This is a genomic window from Shewanella sp. VB17 (assembly GCF_013248905.1).
GTDB lineage: Bacteria > Pseudomonadota > Gammaproteobacteria > Enterobacterales > Shewanellaceae > Shewanella.
The window spans coordinates 475326-496772 of the sequence record NZ_JABRVS010000001.1 but is presented as its reverse complement, the minus strand read 5'-3'; the positions used below and the strand labels follow the sequence as shown (position 1 = coordinate 496772).

The window sequence follows — 21447 nt, the reverse complement described above, 5'->3', positions numbered from 1 at the left end:
GTCGCAAAATAACATTATGCCTCTATGTTATGACACACTGCATTTCGTGTTCATTGAGATTAAATAAAAATGAATAACTGACTAAAACAAATTGAATTTAACAAATCTATTCACTCATTATAATAAGTCCATTATTACTTAGCCTATAGCAGCCAATATCAAATGACTTCACGATCCAACAATAGACAAAGAAACCATATGCTACTCTTTGCTGCTATCGGCACACTCTGCTTGCTACCACAGGTCTCCTCGCCTATTGCCTTAGTACTTGGCTTTACTTTGGCAAGTTTAGGCTTAGTACCCACGAATGTTGATCTTGGCAGCCTAACTAAAAAGTTGCTGTCTTACTCTATTATCGGACTTGGCTTTGGGATTAATCTACAAACCGCAATATCGGTCAGTATCGATAATCTTCCACTCATCTTAGGCTCTATTATCTTCACCTTGCTACTAGGGCTTTTACTGACTAAAGTCCTAAAGTTCGATGCGAAAACAGGTCACCTTATTTCAGCAGGTACAGCAATTTGTGGTGGCAGTGCTATCGCTGCAGTTGCACCAGCCATTAATGCAAAAAGCGATCAAACAGCCGTCGCGCTAGCAACCATATTTATTCTTAATTCTATTGCCCTATTCCTATTTCCAGCCTTGGGACACCTGCTCTCTATGAGTCAGTACGATTTTGGCGTCTGGAGTGCTATAGCCATTCATGATACCTCTTCAGTAGTCGGTGCCGCATCGGCCTACGGCGAAGAGGCATTAATCACAGCGACTACCATCAAATTGGCTAGAGCACTGTGGATTATTCCTCTTGCCCTCATCAGTGCTATGGCATTTGGCGGAGATAAAAAGCGCATCACTATTCCCTATTTCATCGTTTTTTACTGCCTCGCAATTGCCATAACGTATTTTCTGCCTCAAGGACATGCAGGCTATGAAGTCATATTCAGCTTATCCAAACGCGTTTTAGTACTCTGCCTGTTTTTAATTGGAGCTGGGATCACAGTTAAAAAAATGCGCGCTGCGGGTACGAAGCCACTCATACTCGGCGTCACATTGTGGCTTGCAATTGGAGTTAGTTCACTGCTTTATATTTTATATGTGTAAAAAAGGGGTATCACACCAATATCAAAGTGAGAAATGGCAGCTCAACAATAGGGTATTTTATCCTGTTACTTATCTCAAATACCGAGTGGTTAAGCAGATTCAGATTTGAAGCCAAGCACGATGTAAACAAGACAGATAAATGCGCTGAAATCAATCAGCGCACGCGTCAATCCACTGGTCAGTAAAGACGATGCTACAAACACAGAACAAGATAAAATAATTAGCCATTTTCTCATATAAGACTCCAGTCAATTTTGATTACACAATCAATAACACCGCACAACGACTTGCATAGCGGTACTACATAAAAGTATCCATCATCATTATTTCTTATGTTCTCGTTATTTTCCAAATACCCATTTTTACTAACAAATAGCCATAACACCTAAGGGCACGGATCTCAGTAAATGTTAAGTCGTATAATAACCACTAGTCGAAGTGCTTTTGTTGTCGCGATGCTAAGTGCTATTGTAAACCTTAATACATCGATTTATTTATGGGAGCTGATTCAGTATCTGCCTCATATACGAATGGCCAAAGTCGGAGAGACACTTGCTAACTATCATCAAAAAATAAAATAGGTTGATAAACAGTTAATTTACAACCTATTTTCATCGGCACCCATATGTTTACGAAAAAGCTCGTCTAGCTCACCACTATCGATCATTTTCTGCAATTCCATATCAAAATGAATCTTGATTTTTTTACCTTTTTTATTATCACTAAATGCAAAAAAAACCTTTAGTCTCAACACATTTTCTTTGATGATAAATTGTATAGGTTGAGTTAATTGAGCTGCCTTAACTAACATATCAGCCTTATAGTCAAATACCGCATCGATTTTACCCCTATTGACACGATCCAGCATTTCTAACAAACTGCTACTTTCCTCATAATACATAGGGAAATCGATAAACTCATCGTAACGATACTCTAATAGTGCTTGGACTTTTTTAAAAGATAGACTCCCAAGTCCCTGCCAAATTTCAGCCATCTCCGGTGTCAAAGCAATATCGATACTATCGACTTCTACTGGCTGTTCACTAAATAATGCTTTAGTTGTGTCACCATCATAAAAGCCTAACGCTATATCCGCTCGATCATGATTAAGTAAATATCTCACTCTGGAAAAAGGCACAATTTTTGTGTTAACTGTCCAATCTTCTTCGGGGAAAATGATGTTTAAAATATCAAAGTAAAATCCTGAACCATCTTCGTTGGTATATCCAATCCAAGATTCGGTTACCACATCTATTGTTTGTGGAGCACATATTAATGGAATCGAACAACAGCTTAAGCAAAGAGTTAAAAAACATTTTTTTACCCTACTTATCATGCGATCATAAGTTAGTACAAGCAATGCCCCACCCCTTTTTGATGACCAACACATAAATAAAAAATATCATCCTTTAATTTTAGAACAATTTATTCTTTTTTGATGAAGATCTAATAAATGATCTTGCTCGCCACAAAAAGATGTCTATAATCCATCGCCCTTACAGAATGATATGCTCTGTTAGTAAACAATAACGGGTTCCCTCACCCCGTAACAGTGAAACGTAATTAAAAAGGCAACACATGTTAACGTTAACAGCGACACAAATTCATCGGGCGCTACTGCTGCTCGTTGGTTTCCATATTTCAATCATTTGCGCCAGTAATTATCTAGTGCAGCTTCCTTTTCAGATCTTGAGTTTTCATACGACTTGGGGAGCCTTTAGTTTTCCATTTGTCTATTTAGCCACCGATCTTACCGTACGGATATTTGGTCAAAGCTCTGCAAGACGTATTATTCTTAACGCTATGTTACCAGCACTACTTATATCCTACCTCATAGGGGTTTTGTTCAACCAAGGCAGTTTTCAAGGATTCGCCTCATTATCTGAATTCAACATTTTTGTATTTCGTATCGCCTTTGCTAGTTTTGCAGCTTATATTATCGGTCAGTTAATGGATATTACGGTTTTTGCGCAACTTAGAGGCACACAATCTTGGTGGGTGGCCCCAGCTACATCGACACTTATCGGTAATCTAGTTGACACTCTTGTTTTCTTCGCTCTGGCATTTTATGCCTCTACAGACCACTTTATGGCGCAACATTGGCAAGAAATCGCTAGTGTCGACTATGGCTTTAAACTGATCGTCAGTTTAGGCTTATTTCTGCCCGCCTACGGTGTATTATTAAGAGTGCTCGAACATAAGATAATCAACCCCTCTCAGGCACAAATGAGTAAAAAAACTTAGAGCGGTAACTATAAGTTATCTCATTATCAATAATTCAAATAAAAAATTTTACTTACCCACTAGCTAGACAGACTAGCTGTTTTTATTTTGTATTCAACTAGAATAGCCAACGAGGTATTTTATCTGAATTCAGGGGATTAGGGTTGGCGAGACAGCTACTACAAGCGCAAGAGAATTGGGCTAAGCAACAAGGATACCAGCATATTGGAGTTAACACATTAAACCGCCCCGCATCATCCTTAACACATTGATTACTAAACAAATATAATATTATTAAGCTTAATCAAAATACCGACAAAATAGAGCTAAATAAAATACATTTACAAAAATCACTCATGGAATAATACAAAAAAGCATTATATTTGAAATAAAAACTTGTAAATCTAAATAATAATGATTACCATTTAGATGTGTTCCACAACTCCAAATACACCCTTGAACAAATAAACACTTCATCTCTGTTTATTGTTCAACCCTTTAGAAGCTTGTAGGGTAAGTATAGGGAGTTTGTTAAGCACGACATTGCTCACACACTCTTATAGCCGGGATTTCATTTTCCCGGTATTTTTTTATCTTATTTTCGACATTTTTGCAGACTTATCTTCAAATTCAATATTAACAAATTAAGCTATCGAAGCACTGCTCGATCTCAGGAAAGCAGTGAAAATTCCTAATGATAACTAAAAATAAATAAAGTACTTGCAAAAGCGAATGATAATGATTACTATTTAGGTGCGTTCTAAAAACTTCTTGAAAAAGAAACAATTTAACACTTCATCACTGATAAATTGTTTCAATATAGCTTTTGAGTTAGTTTTTATGTAAGACATTGCTCACACACTCTTATTGCCGAGAATTTTATTTTTCTCGGTATTTTTTTATCTGCGACAACATAATATCCTACCTCAATTGGCAATAGCACTGAAATCGGTTCTACATTGAATCAATCTAGAACCAAGATCTACATCTATGATCAATATCTTGTTTTAGGTATGATAAACCTTATAACCTTTTTCTAAAGCAAGCGTGAATAGTCATACCATCACTTTGCAGGAACTAAAAAATGCAGTTACACGTTGATGCAGTGATTTTAGCAGGTGGCATGTCAAGACGTATGGGAGGAGATGATAAAGGGTTAATCGAACTATCAAGCAAACCCATGATAACACACATCATAGATCGAATAGCACCTCAAGTTAACAGGATAATGATAAGCGCAAACCGTAATCTACCTCGCTATACTGATTTAGGCTATTGCGTTTTTAAGGATGACCATTTGGGTTATTTAGGCCCGTTAGCGGGAATGATCACCGCGATGGGAAAAACTAAAGCTGCTTATTTGTTAGTGGTTCCGTGCGATTGCCCGCTCTTACCTTTAGATCTCGTCGAACGTATGTTAACCCAAATCAAAAACCAAAATGCAGAACTTGCAGTGGCTAGCGATGGTCAACGTGAGCAGCCTACCATCATGCTACTTAAACCCAGCTTACGAGAATCGATGAAGGAATATCTAGACTCTGGTGGGCGAAAAGTGAGTTTATGGTACGACAATCATCACTATGTTGTTACCCAATTTACCGAACAACCCAATGCCTTTATGAACGTGAACACACCTGAGCAAAAACAACAGGTTGCTAAAGAAATCATCAAATAATACTCGAGGTCTCAATGCCAACTTCCTTTACCAATCCATTATCAATCCCTGTTCTCGGATTTTGTGCCTATAGTGGTACAGGGAAAACCACACTACTTAAAAAACTCATCCCAGAGCTCAATCGTCGTGGAATACAGCTCGCCGTCATTAAACACGCTCATCATAATTTCGATGTAGATATTCCTGGTAAAGACAGTTATGAGATACGTAAAGCTGGTGCCCGTCAGATCTTAGTTGCCTCACATATTCGTTGGGCATTAATCACTGAAGATGAAGTTAATGAAGCCCCTAATCTACCCCACTTGCTGCAGCAGATTGAGCAAGATAGTATCGACATCGTCTTAGTTGAGGGATTTAAAGCACTTGAGTTACCTAAAATAGAACTTCACCGTGCAGCCCACCACAAACCATTCATTCACACTCATGACGTAAACATTCAAGCCATAGCATGTTGTAATGATACGCAACTGCCCACTAAACTACACCGTTTAGATATTAACAATGTGCCTCAGATAGCCGGCTTTATTATCGAATATATACAAAACTGGCACGTTCAATCATAACGGTAAACTGTCTCATCGTTATCGATAAACATAACTGAGCAGCTTTTGGCATCATAAGCTGATAATATTCATTATCATTCGTCTCACATTAACTGGATGTCATGGCCTTATCTCGTAAAGAATGGAACAATATCATTATCTTAGCCTCTGTATTGATGATAGCCATACTGACCTTAGTGAGTGAAAAAACCTCCAAAACACCTTCGGATGTACCTCCTCTATTTGACCAGCAATCGCCTTTAGCTCAATTGCAGATGAATGAACTTTGGCTAAATAAAGGCAGCCAGTGGCAATGCCATGAAAAAATACTCAATTGCCAAATTTGGGCTAAAGCCTGGAGCGAAATACGCGTCTCACCGGTACCAGAGCAACAAACATTACCTAAGCATAACGACATAAATCAACCGATAAAACTGACAATCTTAATCGCGAATAATGATCAACCACAAACTTGGATCTGGTATCAAAAGCAAGGATTATTACTGTCTCCATCTAGCAACCTGTACCTGATCCCACCAAGCTTAAGAGAATCACTCACACCCATCACTGTAATAACAACCCAGTCAAGTTCTGAAACAGATCAATACACTAACGGCCAATAGTAATATAAGAGAATTAATATGCCCGAACTTCCAGAAGTAGAAGTCACCCGTCAGGGAGTTTCACCGTACCTGATTGACCAAGAGGTCACAGGTCTTATCATACGAAATGCAAGTTTACGCTGGCCCGTGCCTCAACTTGCTCAACAAATTGTGGGACAAACCATACGTAGTGTGCATCGCCGAGCTAAATATTTACTTATCGACTCCGATGCTGGGACGACAATAGTACATCTAGGCATGTCTGGCAGTTTAAGAATTGTGACACCATTAACCCCAGTTGAGAAACATGATCATATCGACTTATCTTTAGCCAGTGGGAAAATATTAAGGTTTAACGATCCACGTAGATTTGGTGCTTGGTTATGGTATGAGCTTCCCATTGAAGCCCATCCTTTATTATCTAAATTGGGACCAGAACCATTAACAGAGGAGTTTAACCCTAGCTATTTACTTGAATCACTAAAAAATAAGAAGAAAGCAATTAAACTTTGCTTAATGGACAACCACATCGTTGTGGGAGTAGGTAACATTTACGCCAATGAAGCATTATTTGCTGCAGGTATACACCCACAAACTGAAGCAGGCAAAGTAGATCCCAAGCGTTTACTCATCTTAGTCAATACTGTAAAGCAAATCTTAGCTGATGCCATTAAGCAGGGTGGAACCACACTGAAGGATTTTACTGACGCCGAAGGAAAACCAGGGTATTTTGCTCAAATGCTCCATGTATACGGTCGTGGAGGTGAAACCTGCACCCAATGCGGTAATCTGCTTAGCGAAATAAAACTAGGACAGCGAACCACGGTGTTTTGTGGCTTATGCCAGACAAGGTAGCAATCGTTAACAACACGACCGCTCAAGAAAGCCCCACAAACTAAAGATGCACAATCCTTAGCTTGTGGGTCGCTCAATCAATTAAAAACGATATTCGTAAGTACCAAAGAGTGTCGCTTCCGTTGCATTATCTTCAAGCTCAAATTCTGATTGAGACACTGTACCACCCACACTCATCATCCCTTGCCAGATAGGCATGCGATAACTGAGTTCCAGCATCAACAAGTCTTCTTTAAGTGGCTGAGGAGCCCATACACTACTTGGATTTTTACCATCTTTATTAAGCTGAGCATAACGAAGAATTGACGTGATACCATGACTATTCGCAAACTGGCCAATCAAGCCTAATGCATAAACAATGGCATCACTTCCATAGGTGCTGCCATAGGTCTTACCATAGTAGCGTGAGCCGCTTTGATAATCACTGTGCTCATACATACAGTTGTAGACGTTATCATCTACACCGCAAGCGACCATGGTATCTGTGTACTCAAAAAAGAGCTTATATTGAGCACTATCAAAATTAAAACGAGTATCGATACCCGCTGCATGACCACAATCGACTATATCCCATGGCGCAGCACTTTTAGCATCTTCACAGGTTTTTTCATAATAAAGACCAAAAGGGATATTGAACCAAGTATCACTAAAACGGAGATCATAACCCGCCATCTGATTACCGTAGTTAGTACAGCCACCACCGGTATCATTACGGCAATCTTTCTGGCCCGTTATCGAGTTAAATACACTTTCAGCAGTACACTCTTGCCCTTCTCCACAAAGCTGTGTTGACCAAGAAAAGCCTATCTCTAATTGTCTAAAGGGACGTAATGAACTACGTAAGCTCCACAATAAAGGATTCGCGATAGCTCGCTCCTCCTCTAAACGACTAATGCCAGCAGTGAATGTCCAGGGGCCTATCCAAGAGAGCCAAGGTGTTTCAAATGCTGCAGCATTATTGCGAGTCAACATAACAGAAGGTAAAGGACGGGCATTATTGGATCTGTGCATCGCCGAATCAAAACCGGGTCCCCACCACTGATCGATTGCACCGACAGTCACCATCCAATTATCCAAAGCTATCGCCAAATAAGAATCATCGAAACGAACCTCTTTATCATCAGCCGGCTCATAATTTGCTGATGCAGCAATCTTATAAGCAAAACGTTCGCCCATATATTCATGGGAAACCTGCAGCTCACCTTTTTCGCTATAATCGGAACCAAAATGTTGAAAACGTGCAGCATCAGTCGCAGCAGCAGCTTTTATCCGAGTATTACCTTTATTTCCTACCGCATTACGATAATAAAAATTCACTCGAGCAAATGCTTGCGCTAATGCTGGCGTTAAACTTGAAGGTTCAGTCTGATTTAGATCGACGCCTATCCCTGACCACATCAAGGGATAGGTATTAACGGGAACCGTGATCACCCCTGCATCAGCAAGGGCCTGAATATCTGCGCGCAAATAAATATCTGAAACGTCCACCCAAGGGGCTGAAGCAACAGAGCAGGTAATGAAAAAAAAGACCGCGTTTATACATTTACCAATAGAAAACTTTGACATACAAATTAACAACTATTCCTTGTAAAGAAGTGCTTTGGTCACTTCAGGATGAACAAATTGACTAACATCGCCACCGTGAAATGCGACTTCTTTAACCAGAGTTGAAGAGATAAACGAATTTTCCTCCGACGGGGTTAAAAATACGCTTTCAAGATCAGCACTAAGACGACGATTCATGTTAGCCAACTGAAATTCATATTCAAAATCAGACACAGCCCTTAACCCTCGCACCAAAACACTTGCTTGTTGAGCTTTAGCAAAATCCACTAATAAACCACTAAAACCTACGACTTCTACATTATCCAAATGCGCTGTGACTAATTTAAGTAATTGCACTCGTTCAGCTAACGTAAATCGAGGTAGCTTAGAAGGATTCGCTGCTATCCCAATTACCACATGACGAAATAGTTTAGCCGCCCTTTCAATAAGATCTGTATGGCCATTGGTCACAGGATCGAAGGTCCCTGGATATATTGCTTTTGTATGCATAATAACTCATCACCCAACTAAAATTGATCGCACATAATACCTATCATCAGCTGAAACACCACACTGACAACATGAAACACCCAAATTCACTCTACACCCTGTCAATATATTCATGCTTTTAAAACAATCAAGAACATTCAAAATGATTATATTATGACCAAGGATATTTAACCATTCTGTTTCGCCATAATCCTTTCAATAATCCTCGTTGTCGACACACCATCTTCAAAACACAATGTTTTTACCGTTCCGCCGGCCGCAATAACCTCTTGACCACCTGCGATATCACTAATTTTATAATCTCCCCCCTTAACTAGCATATTAGGTAGCAAACGAGCAATAATTCTTTGCGGGGTATCTTCACTAAAAGGCACCACCCAATCGACAGAGGCTAATCCTGCCAGTACAGCCATACGCCTATCAAGCTGATTAACAGGCCGTCCATCACCTTTCAAACGCTTAACAGAGTCATCATCATTAACCGCTACGATAAGTCTGTCTCCTTGAGCTCTAGCCTCCTGCAAATAGCTCACATGCCCAGCATGAAGAATATCAAAGCAGCCATTGGTCATTACTACGCGTTCGCCACGTAATCTAGCTTGTTCAAGTGCATCAACAAGTTGATCTTCAGAGACGGTACCAAATCCCATGTCACCATGATTAAGAGATAAGGCGTTAAGTAACTCAATACGGCTAACCGTTGAGGTACCTAATTTCGCTACCACAATACCCGCTGCGATATTGGCGATAACACAGGCTTCAGTTAAATCGCTACCAGCAGAAAGCGCGGCTGCAACAGCAGAAATGACCGTATCTCCCGCACCAGTCACATCGTGAACTTCACGAGCAACGGTAGGAATATGTAACTCTTTCTCATCAGTATTAGTGATAAGCGTCATTCCCTTTTCTGAGCGAGTAACGAGTAGCGCATCTAGTTCAAACTCTTGAAGTACCTGATGTGCTTTTTTTACCAGATCTGCCTCACTCGTAACTTCACCAACAACGAGTTCAAATTCACTCATATTAGGCGTCAGTAATGTCGCGCCACGGTAACGAGCAAAATTACTCCCTTTAGGATCAACTAAAACGTTAACCCCTTGTGCTCTGGCCTGTTTAATAAAAGACTGGGGGTCTGCCAATGCTCCCTTAGCATAATCTGACAGGACAACCACATCGACATGAGACAAGTGTTCACGTGCGCTATCGAGTAAAGCTTGACTCTCCTCCACTGGGTATTTTTCTTCAAAATCAAGACGAATGAGCTGTTGCTGCCGAGACATGATCCTTAATTTCGTGATGGTTGGCTTGCCAGCAACGCTATGCCATTTTGGCTCAATCCCCAGAGCTTGTACACCAGCAGTTAATGCATCCGCAGTTTCATCTTGACCTACTATTCCAGCTAAAAAAACTTGCCCACCTAAAGTTGCAATATTCAGCGCCACGTTTGCCGCTCCACCAGGGCGCTCTTCTATCTGGTTAATACGCACAACAGGTACCGGAGCTTCGGGTGATATACGTCCTGTAGGTCCTGTCCAGTAGCGATCTAGCATGACGTCACCGACCACAAGAATCTTAGCTTTTTCAAATGCTGGTAGAGAAACCTTCATAACACTCTTTATCGTTTATAAAATGAAAACTTGATTGTACCTAATTTTTGCTAACTCTGTTACCCTAAAGTCCCCATCTCAATTGAAAAGTATTGATATTGACCACAAAATAACAGTATAAAATCTAATCAAAAAATCCTAATTAAAATATATAAATCATAATGGAAAAATGAATATTGCTGTTGAGCAAAATGCTGATTAAGCAACAGTAAACTGTTATAATCACATCACAATATTGCATCGATGAGAAATTTTACATTTCTATTCATGCACTTACTTTATAACCAACAAGAATTCAATTTAATATACGGTTGTTTTATATGATTAAAAGGTTACTAATCATTCGACACGATAAAATCGGTGATTTTGTTCTTTATTGGCCCGCATTATTTCTGTTAAGAAATGCAATGCCAGAAGCCCAAATTGAGGTATTTGTCTCTCCTGCGTTAGAGTCCCTTGCACAAGCTTGTCCATATATCGACCATGTGCTTGTAGACACTGGCGACGATAAAGCCATTCATGCCGAATTTGCAGATCGTCACTACGATGCTGTACTGGTGTCATTATCACAATTTAGAATTTATAAAATTATACGCCACCTCAACATACCTTATATGCTGGCCCCAAAACTCAATTGGTACCAATATTTATATAAATATACAGCCGACGCACGATACAAAACAGGAGAAGGTTGTTGGCGCGGTGGCTGTATGCTAGTTAAGCATTTCCTCACTCATCATGATTATACCATTCCTGAATTACCTAACCTTTATTGGAATATGACTGCTGAGAGAGAGAAATGGCAAAACTATTATAATCGGCAAGACAACGAAAGATTAATCTTTGTACATCCAGGAACTGGCGGCTCATCAGGTAGTTTATCACCTGCTGATTTCACTAGTTTATTAATAAAAGTGAATGAATTAACTCAAATTAACTGCCGATTCATCTTAACCTATGGTGAAGATGAAGAAAAATTAGCCCAAGAAATTTTTGATAATTTACAAACTCAATCAATCAACGTTAGCATGGCAAAACCATTGTCAAGTCTCGCCGATTTTGCAAAGTCTATCGTCGCAGCAGATATGTTTATCGCAGGCTCGACTGGACCACTGCATATTGCAGGTCTACACAATATACCTACTGTAGGCTTTTATGCAGGAAGACGCTCTGCTCCACAAGTGCGGTGGCAAACCTTAACTCAAAGCCATAAACGCTTAGCATTTACCCCTCCGGTAGGTAGGAAAACAGGTCGCAAAATGTCACTAATCGATTTCAATACTGTTGCGGCAGAAGTATCAGCTTTTCTAAATGCTCATTATATAAAATAACGAGTAATTAACAATTGTCGTGACTTGAGAAGAACACAATTCACTTAAAAATTGGAAAATAAATATGATTGTAGTTACAGGTGCAGCAGGCTTTATAGGCAGCAACTTAGTCAAAGCACTCAACAATATGGGACGTCATGATATTATCGCCGTTGACGACCTGAGTGACGGCACACAAATGTTCAATTTAGCCGACTGCGAAATAGTCGACTATCTTGATAAAGATGACTTTCTTACCAAAATAAGCACTGGCGAGTTTGATGGTAAACTTGAGGTCATTTTTCATCAAGGCGCTTGCTCATCAACCACTGAGTGGGATGGCAAGTTTATGATGAAGAATAATTATGAATATTCTAAAATATTATTCCATTATTGTCAGGATAATCATAGCCAATTTATCTACGCATCATCAGCTTCTGTGTATGGTGGCAGTGATACATTTATTGAACAACGAGAGTTCGAAAAACCACTCAATGCCTATGCATACTCTAAATTTCTTTTCGATCAGTATATCAGGCAACAAAAATTAACCACTCAAGTTGCGGGGTTACGTTATTTTAATGTGTATGGCCCCCGCGAACAGCATAAAGGTGCGATGGCAAGTGTGGCTTTTCATTTCAATAATCAAATTAAAGTTAATGATGTCTGCCGACTTTTTGAAGGTGTTGAGGGCTATGAGAATGGACAACAACTACGTGACTTCGTTTACGTAGAAGACGTGGTTAAAGTCAATTTGTGGTTATGGAAAAACGCTCAAATATCAGGTGTGTATAATTGCGGCACTGGCCAAGCACAGAGTTTCAATGACGTCGCAACTGCAGTCATCAATTACCACGGAAAAGGGAAAATAGAATACATACCATTCCCTGACAAGCTCAAGGGTGCCTATCAACATTATACACAAGCAGATTTGACTCAACTACGCGCTGTGGGGTATGACCAAACATTTAAAACTGTTGAACAAGCTGTACCTGAATACTTAAATTGGCTTAAAAAACAGCATCTTATTGGTCAATAACTTTAGAATTAATGTGTTGAATAAATATTCAGCACTCTGAATTTTTTCCTACTTCATAAACTATTTCTATCAATTGAGTGGTCGATATTGCTGGGGTTCTAGGCAAATAAATGACATCACACAATGGCTTGAACTCATCAAACTTTCCTAACCAATCATCTCCCATCACTAAGCAATCTGCTTTATGTGTTTTAATGTATTGTGCTTTTAATTCTAGTGATTCCTCAAGAAAAACCTCATTTACACACGACAAAGCATGAACGATACGCATCCTATCTCTTTCATTACAAATTGGAAAACGCTGCTTCTTAGAAAAATTTAGCTCATCTGAAGACACACCAACAGTAAGGTGAATACCGACTTGACTTGCACGCTCAATGATATTTAAATGACCAATATGAAACATATCGAAGGTCCCAAATGTTATCACCCTCATGAAACCTCCCCTGATAATAAGTAATTAACGACCCTTTGACTACACAAGCCATCGACTTTGCCTGCTAATTCATAAGTATACTTTGCTCGCTCTGCTGCAAAGGAGTCTGGATGAGCAATTTGGTCATCTACTACAGACTTTAACTTGTTATACGTACTGGCATGTGCAGCGACTTCTGCATACTTATAAAGATCCTCATCCATTCTATTATTAAATCGAAATGAGAAAATACCGCGATAGCTCCACCGAAGATAATAAAAATCACACCACACTATGGGTTTATCAAGTGCTGCAAATTCAAAAAGTGCTGATGATGCATCACTGATAAGTAGATCTGCTGTGACCATAAAAGGTAAAAGATTAACTTGTTCAACTGGCGCTAAATACGTATTATCAAAACTTCCCCAATGCTCAAGAAGTTGCTTTTGTTTTTTATACTTTTTCTTTGTCAAAGAAAAATAATGCGGTTTAAGTAAAATATTATATTCTGCAAATAGTTGCGGCCAATCTTCAGCCATATTTTCAATGCTACTAGGATAAAATGTAGGCGCATAAAGTAATGTAGGTTTACTTGGATCTAACCCTAAAGAACCAATATCCAATCCCAACTCAATACCTTGAATGATAGGATCTAATTTAGCGTAACCTGTATCAATAAAGGTTTTGTGAGGAAACATACCCTGAAGACGATTAAGCCTTTGTTCACCTTCAACAAAACGGACATCCATATCTGATTCCAATACAGAATAATAACACGCCTTCGGTCCTATACCATGCTGCATTAAAGCCGTACGACTGATGCCTTTAAGTTTTATTGCATGCGCAAAGCTATTACCAAATATGATCCATTTAGATTCATTGGTTAAATAATACTCCAACGCTTGTGCGCTATCATCCACCCAAGTCACTTCTAACTGATACTCTAGCACTAAGGCATTCAATGTTGCTTGTTGATCTTCACTACGATAAACAATAAAGTGTGCCGCTCCGCCTCGAGAAATCAATTCCCTCATCACAGGTAAATATTGCGGTAAATAATAAGGATGTAAAACATCAAAAAAAATCATAAGGCGCCTTCTTTTAACATGTCTAACGAATAATATTGAGATTTTAGAAACAAACATGGTATACAAGGATAACCATAACGCTTTTATAGCGATCTGCACAAGCATTAATAGTCACACATTAAAAAGCAATCAGAGTTAACACAAGTAAGCAACGAACAAGGTGTCAACACCATAATAAATAACAAATTAAATGAAACATGGTGAAAACAATGGTAACCATCACCTAACTATAAAACGATATAAAATTCGTTATACTCTCTTCTAAAAGAAGAAAACATAAATCGGAGTTTTCATACACCTTAAACATCTGTATCCTCTATACGCAATTTCGCAATGTTTTGGTTATCGTCAATGTCAATTATCTCACATGAACAACTGTGTACAGCGAAACGCCTACTTTTTATCTCTCCTATAGCCCTCGGAGACTTTCTATATCTCAAAACTTTCCTTATTGCTTTGAAGCAGCAATACACTCATATAGAACTAGATATTTGGCTAGATGATAGTAGATGTAATCCTGATAGCTGGCGCCTGTCACGCAGTAAAATTTTACAACAATGGATTGAGGCTGAGGGATACTTCACTCGTAGTTATGGCTGTACAGACTCAATGGAATCTTTCCAGCAACAAATAGAAAAAGCAAAAATATATCAATATGATTTAATCATTTGTCATTCGATGAGTCGGAGTAAACAGTACTCTAGGATCGCACGAATAATTAGCCCTAGTGCGTATATTGTTTCAAGTTTACCTAAAAATACAATGTGGGGAGTATTTAATTTTATTACCTACCGACATTCAAACAAAACATTCACTCTTAATAATCAAGAACTTGAATCTGATCACCACATAACTGACCGCTATGAAAGTATTTTTAGTCATATTACTGGCCTGACTTTAGCGAAAACTGAATTAATGCCTACATTAATCATTCCCGATCACATCCAGCCTATTACTCAAAAATGGTTATCGACCCAATTTAATCATTGTAATGAACAAGGACCATTAATATTCTTAAACCATCTATCAACCAATGTAAAAAAAGATTGGATGATTACACAGTTATTTGAATTGATTGATAAAATATCACAGAATCTAATACCATATAGATTTATTATCAATGTAACCCAAGAAAAATATCAACAAGTCTTGAAGCTAACTAAAGACTTTACCAAAGACAAGCCTTACCAAATCGCGGTTTTTACCGTACAAAAACATTTCTTTGAGTTACCTTCCCTCATTGCAAAAGCTAATTTTGTTATCACTGTTGACACCGCCGTGTTACATTTTGCATTTGCCACTCAACGCCCATTATTGGCAATGATGAGGCAAAAAAAGCCCTATTGGGCTCCACCCATGACGAAACAATCACATGTATTATATGCGATAGAAGGTAAAGGACATATTAGTAATATTTCTGTTGATACTGTATATAATCAATATCAAAAAATGACACAAGATAACAAAATTAAGGTACTTCAATGAAAAAAGCGATTTTTACTCTCGCCATTGGCGACAATCCTATGTATAAAGCCGCACTTGAAAGCTTTCGTATTTACGCAAAAAAAGTAGAAGCTGATCTGATTGTATCAGATCAACTCCACTATAAAATTGATATTCAAAATCCAAAATATTCAGCTAGTCCCGCTTGGCCAGAAAAGCTCTATACCAAAGAACTTCTCAAAAAATATGACAGAGTCCTATACTTAGATGCAGATATAATGGTCACCCCTTGGGCCAAAAATATATTTGAAGAGTATCAAGATCTTGAAACCATTTATATGTTTGACGAAGGCCTCCATACTGACAGATCACTTCCTATTGGTGAGATCAATGAAACTTTAGAGGCTACTGAAACTTGGTCTAAACCTAATAGTACATATAGTTATTATAATTTCGGCATGTTTCTCGTATCTAGAGAATGTCCTTTGTTTAATCTAGCGACAATAGAGGGAATGCAGCAAATTTGCAACACAGTGAAATTTTATGACCAAACTTATATTAACTATATTATTCAAAAGCATAATATAAAAAACCAAAGTGTGGATGCCAGCTTTAATCGTATGGAACTACTCGGTATGAAAGACTACCGTAAAGCTAATTTTATACACTATGCTGGTAGAGGCTATAGAATAAAATGCCCAAGTCGTGAAATTCGCTACATAGACGACTACTGTAAAATGTACGAAGATAAATTTTCTGATACCGAAAAACAGGCAATGAAGCTTGCAGCTTGGAACTTATTTACAGCTAACTTAAAAAGAAAAAGTGGCATACCTCAATGCATACTAAACTTTATAGGTAAACCTACATTAGGTAGGAAGTGGTTATAAACTGCTCTCCTTAGCTTCAACATACTCAGCCTCTCCGATATAAATATCAGATAACTTTTTGTCATCCCAGACGCATGGCCTTCAACAAAAGCCATGCACCTGATTTTAAAAATAAAAATATAACGACTAATTTTTAAATTGTTTCGACCAAATATCAATTGATTGATAATCAAATTTTATATCAACAACTTGCATCTCATCAATTTTTGAATCTAATTCATCATAGCTAATAACAGGCATATTAAGTTTTTTTCATTTCAATAGAGCGATTATCTACTGAAATAATAAAACTTCGACACTTATGATGAAGAACCCGGATACCACCATGTAATCGTACACCAATATAATCCACTTGCTGATGAGAAAGTATCTCATCAAAAGCATCTAAATTTACTGGTCATACATTGACCTTAATTGTTCTTAAATTTAGATAATTAAAGTGTTTAACATCACAACTAGCAACATACAACTCAATAAATCTACAAAAAACAAAAACATCTAAATTGCAAAACAAAAAAATCTCTAAGCTAACGTATTAGCGAAATTTTGCTTATCTCCACCACTAGTATAGTACTCATGGTTTTTTTGATGTTATTATACGCTGTTACCCTAGGATAATTGCACTTAGTGAGCAAATCAACTTCATGAAAATTCAGTTCCCAAAATTTCTTTTTGTGCCTGTCTCCTCACCCAAGGGAATTGGCGAGTATATGCGTTCTGTCATTATAGCTAAAAAAATCAGCGAAAAGTGGCCCAATGCCATCATTGAGTTTATTTTAAATAAACATACTCCTTACGCAGATGATTGCCCCTTCCCTGCCCATCTTTTGGATGATACACCGACTAAGAAAATACAAGAAGTTAACAACATAATGTCTGCATATCGTCCAAATCTTGTGTTATTTGATGCATCAGGGCGTAAGTCACAACTAAAACATGCTTTCGAACTAGGGGCAAAAGTCGTATTTATTAGTCAACATAAACGCAAACGAAGCAGGGGAATGAAGCTAGCTCGAGCAAAGGTGACTCATCGGCATTGGGTAGTACAACCTAAGTTTGTTTTAGGTGATATTAGTTGGTTAGATAAGAAAAAGTTGTCTTTTATTCAGCAACCAGAACCTATTTTTATCGGCCCTATATTTAGTCAGCCAAGCCCTGAGGGCCAGCGTGTTTTATTAGATCATCATCAACTTAAAAGCCATGAGTTTATTATTTTTAATTCCGGCTCCGGCGGCCATAAATCATCAGAACGCTTATTAGCAGATATTTTCGCTGAAGCGGCACAAGAAAATTTTCACCGCACTGGGATAATTTCATTAATGGTATATGGACCTAATTATCCCTACTCTCTTCCTAAAATGGAAGGCGTTGTAGTAATAAAACAATTAGATAATCCGGAATTCATTAATCTTTTAGACGCTGCAAAATTCGCAGTATTAAGTGGCGGAGATACCTTATTACAAGCTATTGCACTTGCTAAACCTACCTTAGCTATTCCTGTTTCTAAAGATCAACCAGCTAGGATCAAAGCATGTGCTGATTTAAACTTGATTCATTACAGTGATTGCAAGATTGACGCTATTCTTACTGGAATAAATATGATGTTACAGCCCCAATTTACTGCCAAGTTAACAAAAAATATGCATACAATCCCTAGCTTGAATGGATTGGAGATTTGTATTAATGAGATCACTAAATTGCTGGAGGAATAAAATATGATCTCTAAACACAGTAGTTTGGGGAACTACACGTTGAGGTTAATGCTCCAAGGGAGTAAACACTCGACTTCATTAGGGTCTATGCCAAGCTGAGCCCGCCAATGGTGATATAATCAAAGGACACACACCCGTTAGCTTTGGCTGTTTCTATAATATCGTAGAACATCGCGATAACCTTACCGTCCGAGGCTGTATTAAAATTACAAAAGGTTTTACAACCCGCTCAGCGCGGCTGTTGTCGATAGGGCCCCTTCATCTTCGATATAATACATCAGTTTTTGCCACTGGTTTAATGTATAGCGAATCTTCACCAAATTTGGTTTTAGATGAGACTCACATGGGCGCTCTATTAAAGGCTTCCATTACAGGAGCTGCGCCGTCTTGCTTTTATTGGTATTTTTTGCCACAAGTTAACCCTTAATCGTGAACATATTGAGGAAAAAAAGTTTTGATGATCACCCCTATGATATTGGGCATGAAGCTAGCTAGCACTGGTGAAAAACATTATCTGCTGATATTATAGAATTAATTCGGCTATATCATCCTAATGGAGAAGTTTTTATGGTATACCTACATCTTGCTCTTTTTCTGTTTGTTCCAATACCATGTAACAAAAAAACAATATTGATAACTTATGCATCAAGCCAACCATATAGAAGAAAATTCCAACTTAGAAATCTACATAGATCGTGCAACTTTGCCAACAATACAGCAAATGACCATGATAATAGCGAATAACAGTTCCCATAAAAAACTCATTTACTGGTCACGTCACCCCCTCACGGATCAAAACATCTTAAAAAATATCAACGGCGAGTCATGCTCTTCTATAGATAATATTCATCAAAGGCTGATAGAAATATTATCTCCACGCGATACCTGCCATATCACTATCTATGGGAACACTTATTGGAGTAAAGATATAGCTAGGCTAATCCGAAAAATAAGTAACATACCTAAGATTAATATTCAAAAACTAGAACTTATCGATGATGGTTCGTCTGAATACCGAAAGATGTATACTTGGGAATCTCTAGGATTAAACAATCAAATAAAAAGTCTGACCCAAGGTGAAAACAATCTAAAAAGCTATATTTCTGGTAGTGAAAATAAAGTCATTAGATTCCTAACTGGAAAGTCAAACAAGCTACCTCGCTCCATAGGGAGTATTTTCAATTGGCATAAACTCTTCCCCACAACATATCATATGCTGCGTATGGATTATATGGAAAAGCCTGAACTTAGGCAGCTAAAAGAGCACTTACAAGGCAATACAAAACAGATTAGATGGGACTACATATCAAGCCACTCTTTTACACACGAACAAAAAACACTATTTTATCGAATGATCAACTTCAAATCTGAAAATTTCAATTACCACAAAAAAAATAGCTTCATGTTTATTGGTGTAGACTCAACGACTACAAATAGCGATATACAGATACGCGTAATTTCAGACTCTCTCTCGGATCAAGGTGTGATTCCAAGCATAGGAAAAACTAACTTGCTTTTTAAAGGACATCCTTTTGCTGACTTCAACGATAAGATTATTGATGCACATAAAATGCAGTCAATGAATTCCAGCATACCATTTGAAACTCTCATAATGGCTGAACTCTTACCTCAAAAAATTGGAGGAATGGAGAGCTCACTATACTTCTCTCTTCCCCAAAACTACAAAATAGAATATATCGTATTTGAGGGAACTGCTGATGATATCGAGAAAAATTCACTGGTGCAGATAATGCTATACCTCAATATCATAACACCTCAACAGATCTTTTTTTCTAATCAGTTCAAGTGATTAGTTTACGTATTTGATACAGATAATCGCTTGAGAGTACATCAAACATATTGATCACAGGTTCAAGCTGTATCATCTCCATAAGACCCACTCCCTTGGCGCGTATTCCCCATGGCACGTTATCACCATGCTGCGCGTTAATCACCTCATCGTATACGCTAACCACAGAAGCCAAACAGCTATAAGGGCCTGTTCGTCCAGGATTCGAATGAGCATAAAGGCCAATAACTGGCGTCCCTTGAGTTACAGCCATATGGGCAGGCCCCGTATCTGGCGCTAATACGATGGAAGCTTGTTTCAATACCGCCAACAACTGAGTTAACGAGGTTTTACCCACTTGATTGTCGAGTGTTTGACTGCAAGCAGCTTGAATATCTTGTGCTAAGGTTTTCTCAAGAGATGTTGGTCCACCACAAAGTATTACCCTAAAACCTTTTGCTATTGCATGCTCCGCAACGCCAGCGTAGCGCTCGGGTAGCCAATTACGCTCAGGCTTACTCGCAGCGGCGCAAATCACTAAGGTTTTCTCTCCATCAGGAATAATACGTTTAGCAAACTCACTATCGGCTGTAGGCACAGGAATATTCCACTTGGGCGTTAAGTCCTTCACACCCAGCGCTTTGGCAAAACCCATAAAGCCCTCAAGTACATGAGGAGCCTCTAAAGCTTCAACTTTATGATTCGTCACTAGCCATTGGCCCTCTTTCGCTCGATCGCGGTCAAAGCCAACACGTACTTTTGCCGATATAGCTAATGAGGCAAGTGTTGCTCGCAGCGCTACCTGCATGTGCAATAACACATCAAATCTCTGCCCTGCTAGTGCTCTTTTTAAATTGAAATAGCTTTTCCAACCCTGTGATTTATCAAAAATAACAAACTCCACATCGGGTAAGTTTTTAAGCAACTGATATTCGACTTTTCCTATGATCCAAGTGATCCTAAGATTAGGATATTGCCTCTGAATCGCTTGCACCATAGCGACAGCATGACACACATCACCAATGGCAGATAATCGAAGTAAACAAAGAGAATTGATGCTATTCAGATTTAGGTTCATAGGATTCAAAATTGATCTTA

Annotated in this window: 21 protein-coding genes and 1 pseudogene; 14 read left to right on the top strand and 8 right to left on the bottom strand. The window is 38.5% G+C overall.

Going from position 1 to position 21447, the window contains the following annotated elements; translation table 11 throughout:
- The first annotated feature begins 162 nt into the window (after positions 1 to 162).
- Positions 163 to 1104 carry a putative sulfate exporter family transporter gene (locus HQQ94_RS02220; RefSeq protein ID WP_173292894.1) on the top strand — a complete coding sequence of 314 codons (942 nt, stop codon included), beginning with the start codon at positions 163 to 165 and terminating at the stop codon, positions 1102 to 1104.
- Between the two features lie 89 nt (positions 1105 to 1193).
- Here HQQ94_RS02220 and HQQ94_RS02215 read toward each other — a convergent pair whose 3' ends face one another.
- On the bottom strand, positions 1194 to 1340 hold the full coding sequence (locus HQQ94_RS02215; RefSeq protein WP_173292893.1) for a hypothetical protein: 147 nt from the start codon (positions 1338 to 1340) through the stop codon (positions 1194 to 1196).
- 171 nt (positions 1341 to 1511) lie between these two features.
- Between HQQ94_RS02215 and HQQ94_RS02210 the strand changes: the two genes are divergently transcribed.
- Positions 1512 to 1685: a hypothetical protein gene (locus HQQ94_RS02210; RefSeq protein WP_173292892.1), complete on the top strand. Its 174-nt coding sequence runs from the start codon at positions 1512 to 1514 to the stop codon at positions 1683 to 1685.
- 17 nt (positions 1686 to 1702) lie between these two features.
- Here the strand turns inward: HQQ94_RS02210 and HQQ94_RS02205 are convergent, their stop codons facing one another.
- Entirely contained in the window at positions 1703 to 2464 is a 762-nt protein-coding gene (locus HQQ94_RS02205; RefSeq protein ID WP_254303979.1) for an ABC transporter substrate-binding protein, read from the bottom strand.
- Between the two features lie 218 nt (positions 2465 to 2682).
- On the opposite strand from HQQ94_RS02205, the gene HQQ94_RS02200 reads away from it, so the two are divergent.
- From HQQ94_RS02200 to mutM, 6 genes and pseudogenes are all read left to right on the top strand, one after another.
- Positions 2683 to 3348, top strand: a complete 666-nt coding sequence (locus HQQ94_RS02200) for a 7-cyano-7-deazaguanine/7-aminomethyl-7-deazaguanine transporter (protein ID WP_173292891.1) — start codon at positions 2683 to 2685, stop codon at positions 3346 to 3348.
- A gap of 116 nt (positions 3349 to 3464) precedes the next feature.
- Positions 3465 to 3599: a GNAT family N-acetyltransferase gene (locus HQQ94_RS22830; protein WP_173296480.1), complete on the top strand. Its 135-nt coding sequence runs from the start codon at positions 3465 to 3467 to the stop codon at positions 3597 to 3599.
- 812 nt (positions 3600 to 4411) lie between these two features.
- Positions 4412 to 5002, top strand: a complete 591-nt coding sequence (mobA, locus tag HQQ94_RS02190; protein WP_173292890.1) for a molybdenum cofactor guanylyltransferase MobA — start codon at positions 4412 to 4414, stop codon at positions 5000 to 5002.
- Between the two features lie 14 nt (positions 5003 to 5016).
- A pseudogene (gene mobB / locus HQQ94_RS02185) lies at positions 5017 to 5550 on the top strand (molybdopterin-guanine dinucleotide biosynthesis protein B); the annotation flags it as partial.
- Between the two features lie 116 nt (positions 5551 to 5666).
- On the top strand, positions 5667 to 6167 hold the full coding sequence (locus HQQ94_RS02180) for a hypothetical protein (RefSeq protein ID WP_173292889.1): 501 nt from the start codon (positions 5667 to 5669) through the stop codon (positions 6165 to 6167).
- Positions 6168 to 6185: 18 nt separating this feature from the next.
- Positions 6186 to 7001 carry a bifunctional DNA-formamidopyrimidine glycosylase/DNA-(apurinic or apyrimidinic site) lyase gene (gene mutM, locus HQQ94_RS02175; protein WP_173292888.1) on the top strand — a complete coding sequence of 272 codons (816 nt, stop codon included), beginning with the start codon at positions 6186 to 6188 and terminating at the stop codon, positions 6999 to 7001.
- Positions 7002 to 7082: 81 nt separating this feature from the next.
- Here mutM and HQQ94_RS02170 read toward each other — a convergent pair whose 3' ends face one another.
- From HQQ94_RS02170 to hldE, 3 genes are all read right to left on the bottom strand, one after another.
- Positions 7083 to 8567, bottom strand: coding sequence for a capsule assembly Wzi family protein (locus HQQ94_RS02170; protein ID WP_173292887.1), 1485 nt, complete (start codon positions 8565 to 8567; stop codon positions 7083 to 7085).
- Positions 8568 to 8579: 12 nt separating this feature from the next.
- Positions 8580 to 9056 (bottom strand): pantetheine-phosphate adenylyltransferase, encoded by a 477-nt coding sequence (coaD, locus tag HQQ94_RS02165; RefSeq protein ID WP_173292886.1) that lies wholly within the window; start codon positions 9054 to 9056, stop codon positions 8580 to 8582.
- Positions 9057 to 9223: 167 nt separating this feature from the next.
- Positions 9224 to 10663, bottom strand: coding sequence for a bifunctional D-glycero-beta-D-manno-heptose-7-phosphate kinase/D-glycero-beta-D-manno-heptose 1-phosphate adenylyltransferase HldE (gene hldE / locus HQQ94_RS02160; RefSeq protein WP_173292885.1), 1440 nt, complete (start codon positions 10661 to 10663; stop codon positions 9224 to 9226).
- Positions 10664 to 11070: 407 nt separating this feature from the next.
- Here hldE and HQQ94_RS02155 point away from each other — a divergent pair, with 407 nt between their 5' ends.
- Positions 11071 to 11994: a glycosyltransferase family 9 protein gene (locus tag HQQ94_RS02155; protein WP_254303978.1), complete on the top strand. Its 924-nt coding sequence runs from the start codon at positions 11071 to 11073 to the stop codon at positions 11992 to 11994.
- A gap of 64 nt (positions 11995 to 12058) precedes the next feature.
- Positions 12059 to 13012: an ADP-glyceromanno-heptose 6-epimerase gene (gene rfaD / locus HQQ94_RS02150; RefSeq protein WP_173292883.1), complete on the top strand. Its 954-nt coding sequence runs from the start codon at positions 12059 to 12061 to the stop codon at positions 13010 to 13012.
- A gap of 28 nt (positions 13013 to 13040) precedes the next feature.
- Here rfaD and HQQ94_RS02145 read toward each other — a convergent pair whose 3' ends face one another.
- Both HQQ94_RS02145 and HQQ94_RS02140 read right to left on the bottom strand, forming a co-directional pair.
- On the bottom strand, positions 13041 to 13448 hold the full coding sequence (locus HQQ94_RS02145; RefSeq protein WP_173292882.1) for an adenylyltransferase/cytidyltransferase family protein: 408 nt from the start codon (positions 13446 to 13448) through the stop codon (positions 13041 to 13043).
- Positions 13445 to 14515 (bottom strand): CDP-glycerol glycerophosphotransferase family protein, encoded by a 1071-nt coding sequence (locus tag HQQ94_RS02140; RefSeq protein ID WP_173292881.1) that lies wholly within the window; start codon positions 14513 to 14515, stop codon positions 13445 to 13447. Before HQQ94_RS02140 ends, HQQ94_RS02145 begins: the two co-directional genes overlap by 4 nt.
- Positions 14516 to 14866: 351 nt before the next feature.
- On the opposite strand from HQQ94_RS02140, the gene HQQ94_RS02135 reads away from it, so the two are divergent.
- The 4 genes from HQQ94_RS02135 (at position 14867) to HQQ94_RS02120 (ending at position 20370) form a co-directional block, all read left to right on the top strand.
- Entirely contained in the window at positions 14867 to 16000 is a 1134-nt protein-coding gene (locus HQQ94_RS02135; RefSeq protein ID WP_173292880.1) for a glycosyltransferase family 9 protein, read from the top strand.
- On the top strand, positions 15997 to 16848 hold the full coding sequence (locus HQQ94_RS02130; protein WP_173292879.1) for a glycosyltransferase: 852 nt from the start codon (positions 15997 to 15999) through the stop codon (positions 16846 to 16848). The genes HQQ94_RS02135 and HQQ94_RS02130 overlap by 4 nt, the downstream gene beginning before the upstream one ends.
- A gap of 644 nt (positions 16849 to 17492) precedes the next feature.
- Complete coding sequence (locus HQQ94_RS02125; RefSeq protein WP_173292878.1) at positions 17493 to 18560, top strand: hypothetical protein; 1068 nt, start codon at positions 17493 to 17495, stop codon at positions 18558 to 18560.
- A gap of 640 nt (positions 18561 to 19200) precedes the next feature.
- Positions 19201 to 20370 carry a hypothetical protein gene (locus HQQ94_RS02120; protein WP_173292877.1) on the top strand — a complete coding sequence of 390 codons (1170 nt, stop codon included), beginning with the start codon at positions 19201 to 19203 and terminating at the stop codon, positions 20368 to 20370.
- Here HQQ94_RS02120 and HQQ94_RS02115 read toward each other — a convergent pair.
- Positions 20363 to 21427, bottom strand: a complete 1065-nt coding sequence (locus HQQ94_RS02115; protein WP_173292876.1) for a glycosyltransferase family 9 protein — start codon at positions 21425 to 21427, stop codon at positions 20363 to 20365. The two genes, HQQ94_RS02120 and HQQ94_RS02115, sit on opposite strands and share 8 nt — an antisense overlap.
- Positions 21428 to 21447 lie beyond the last annotated feature (20 nt).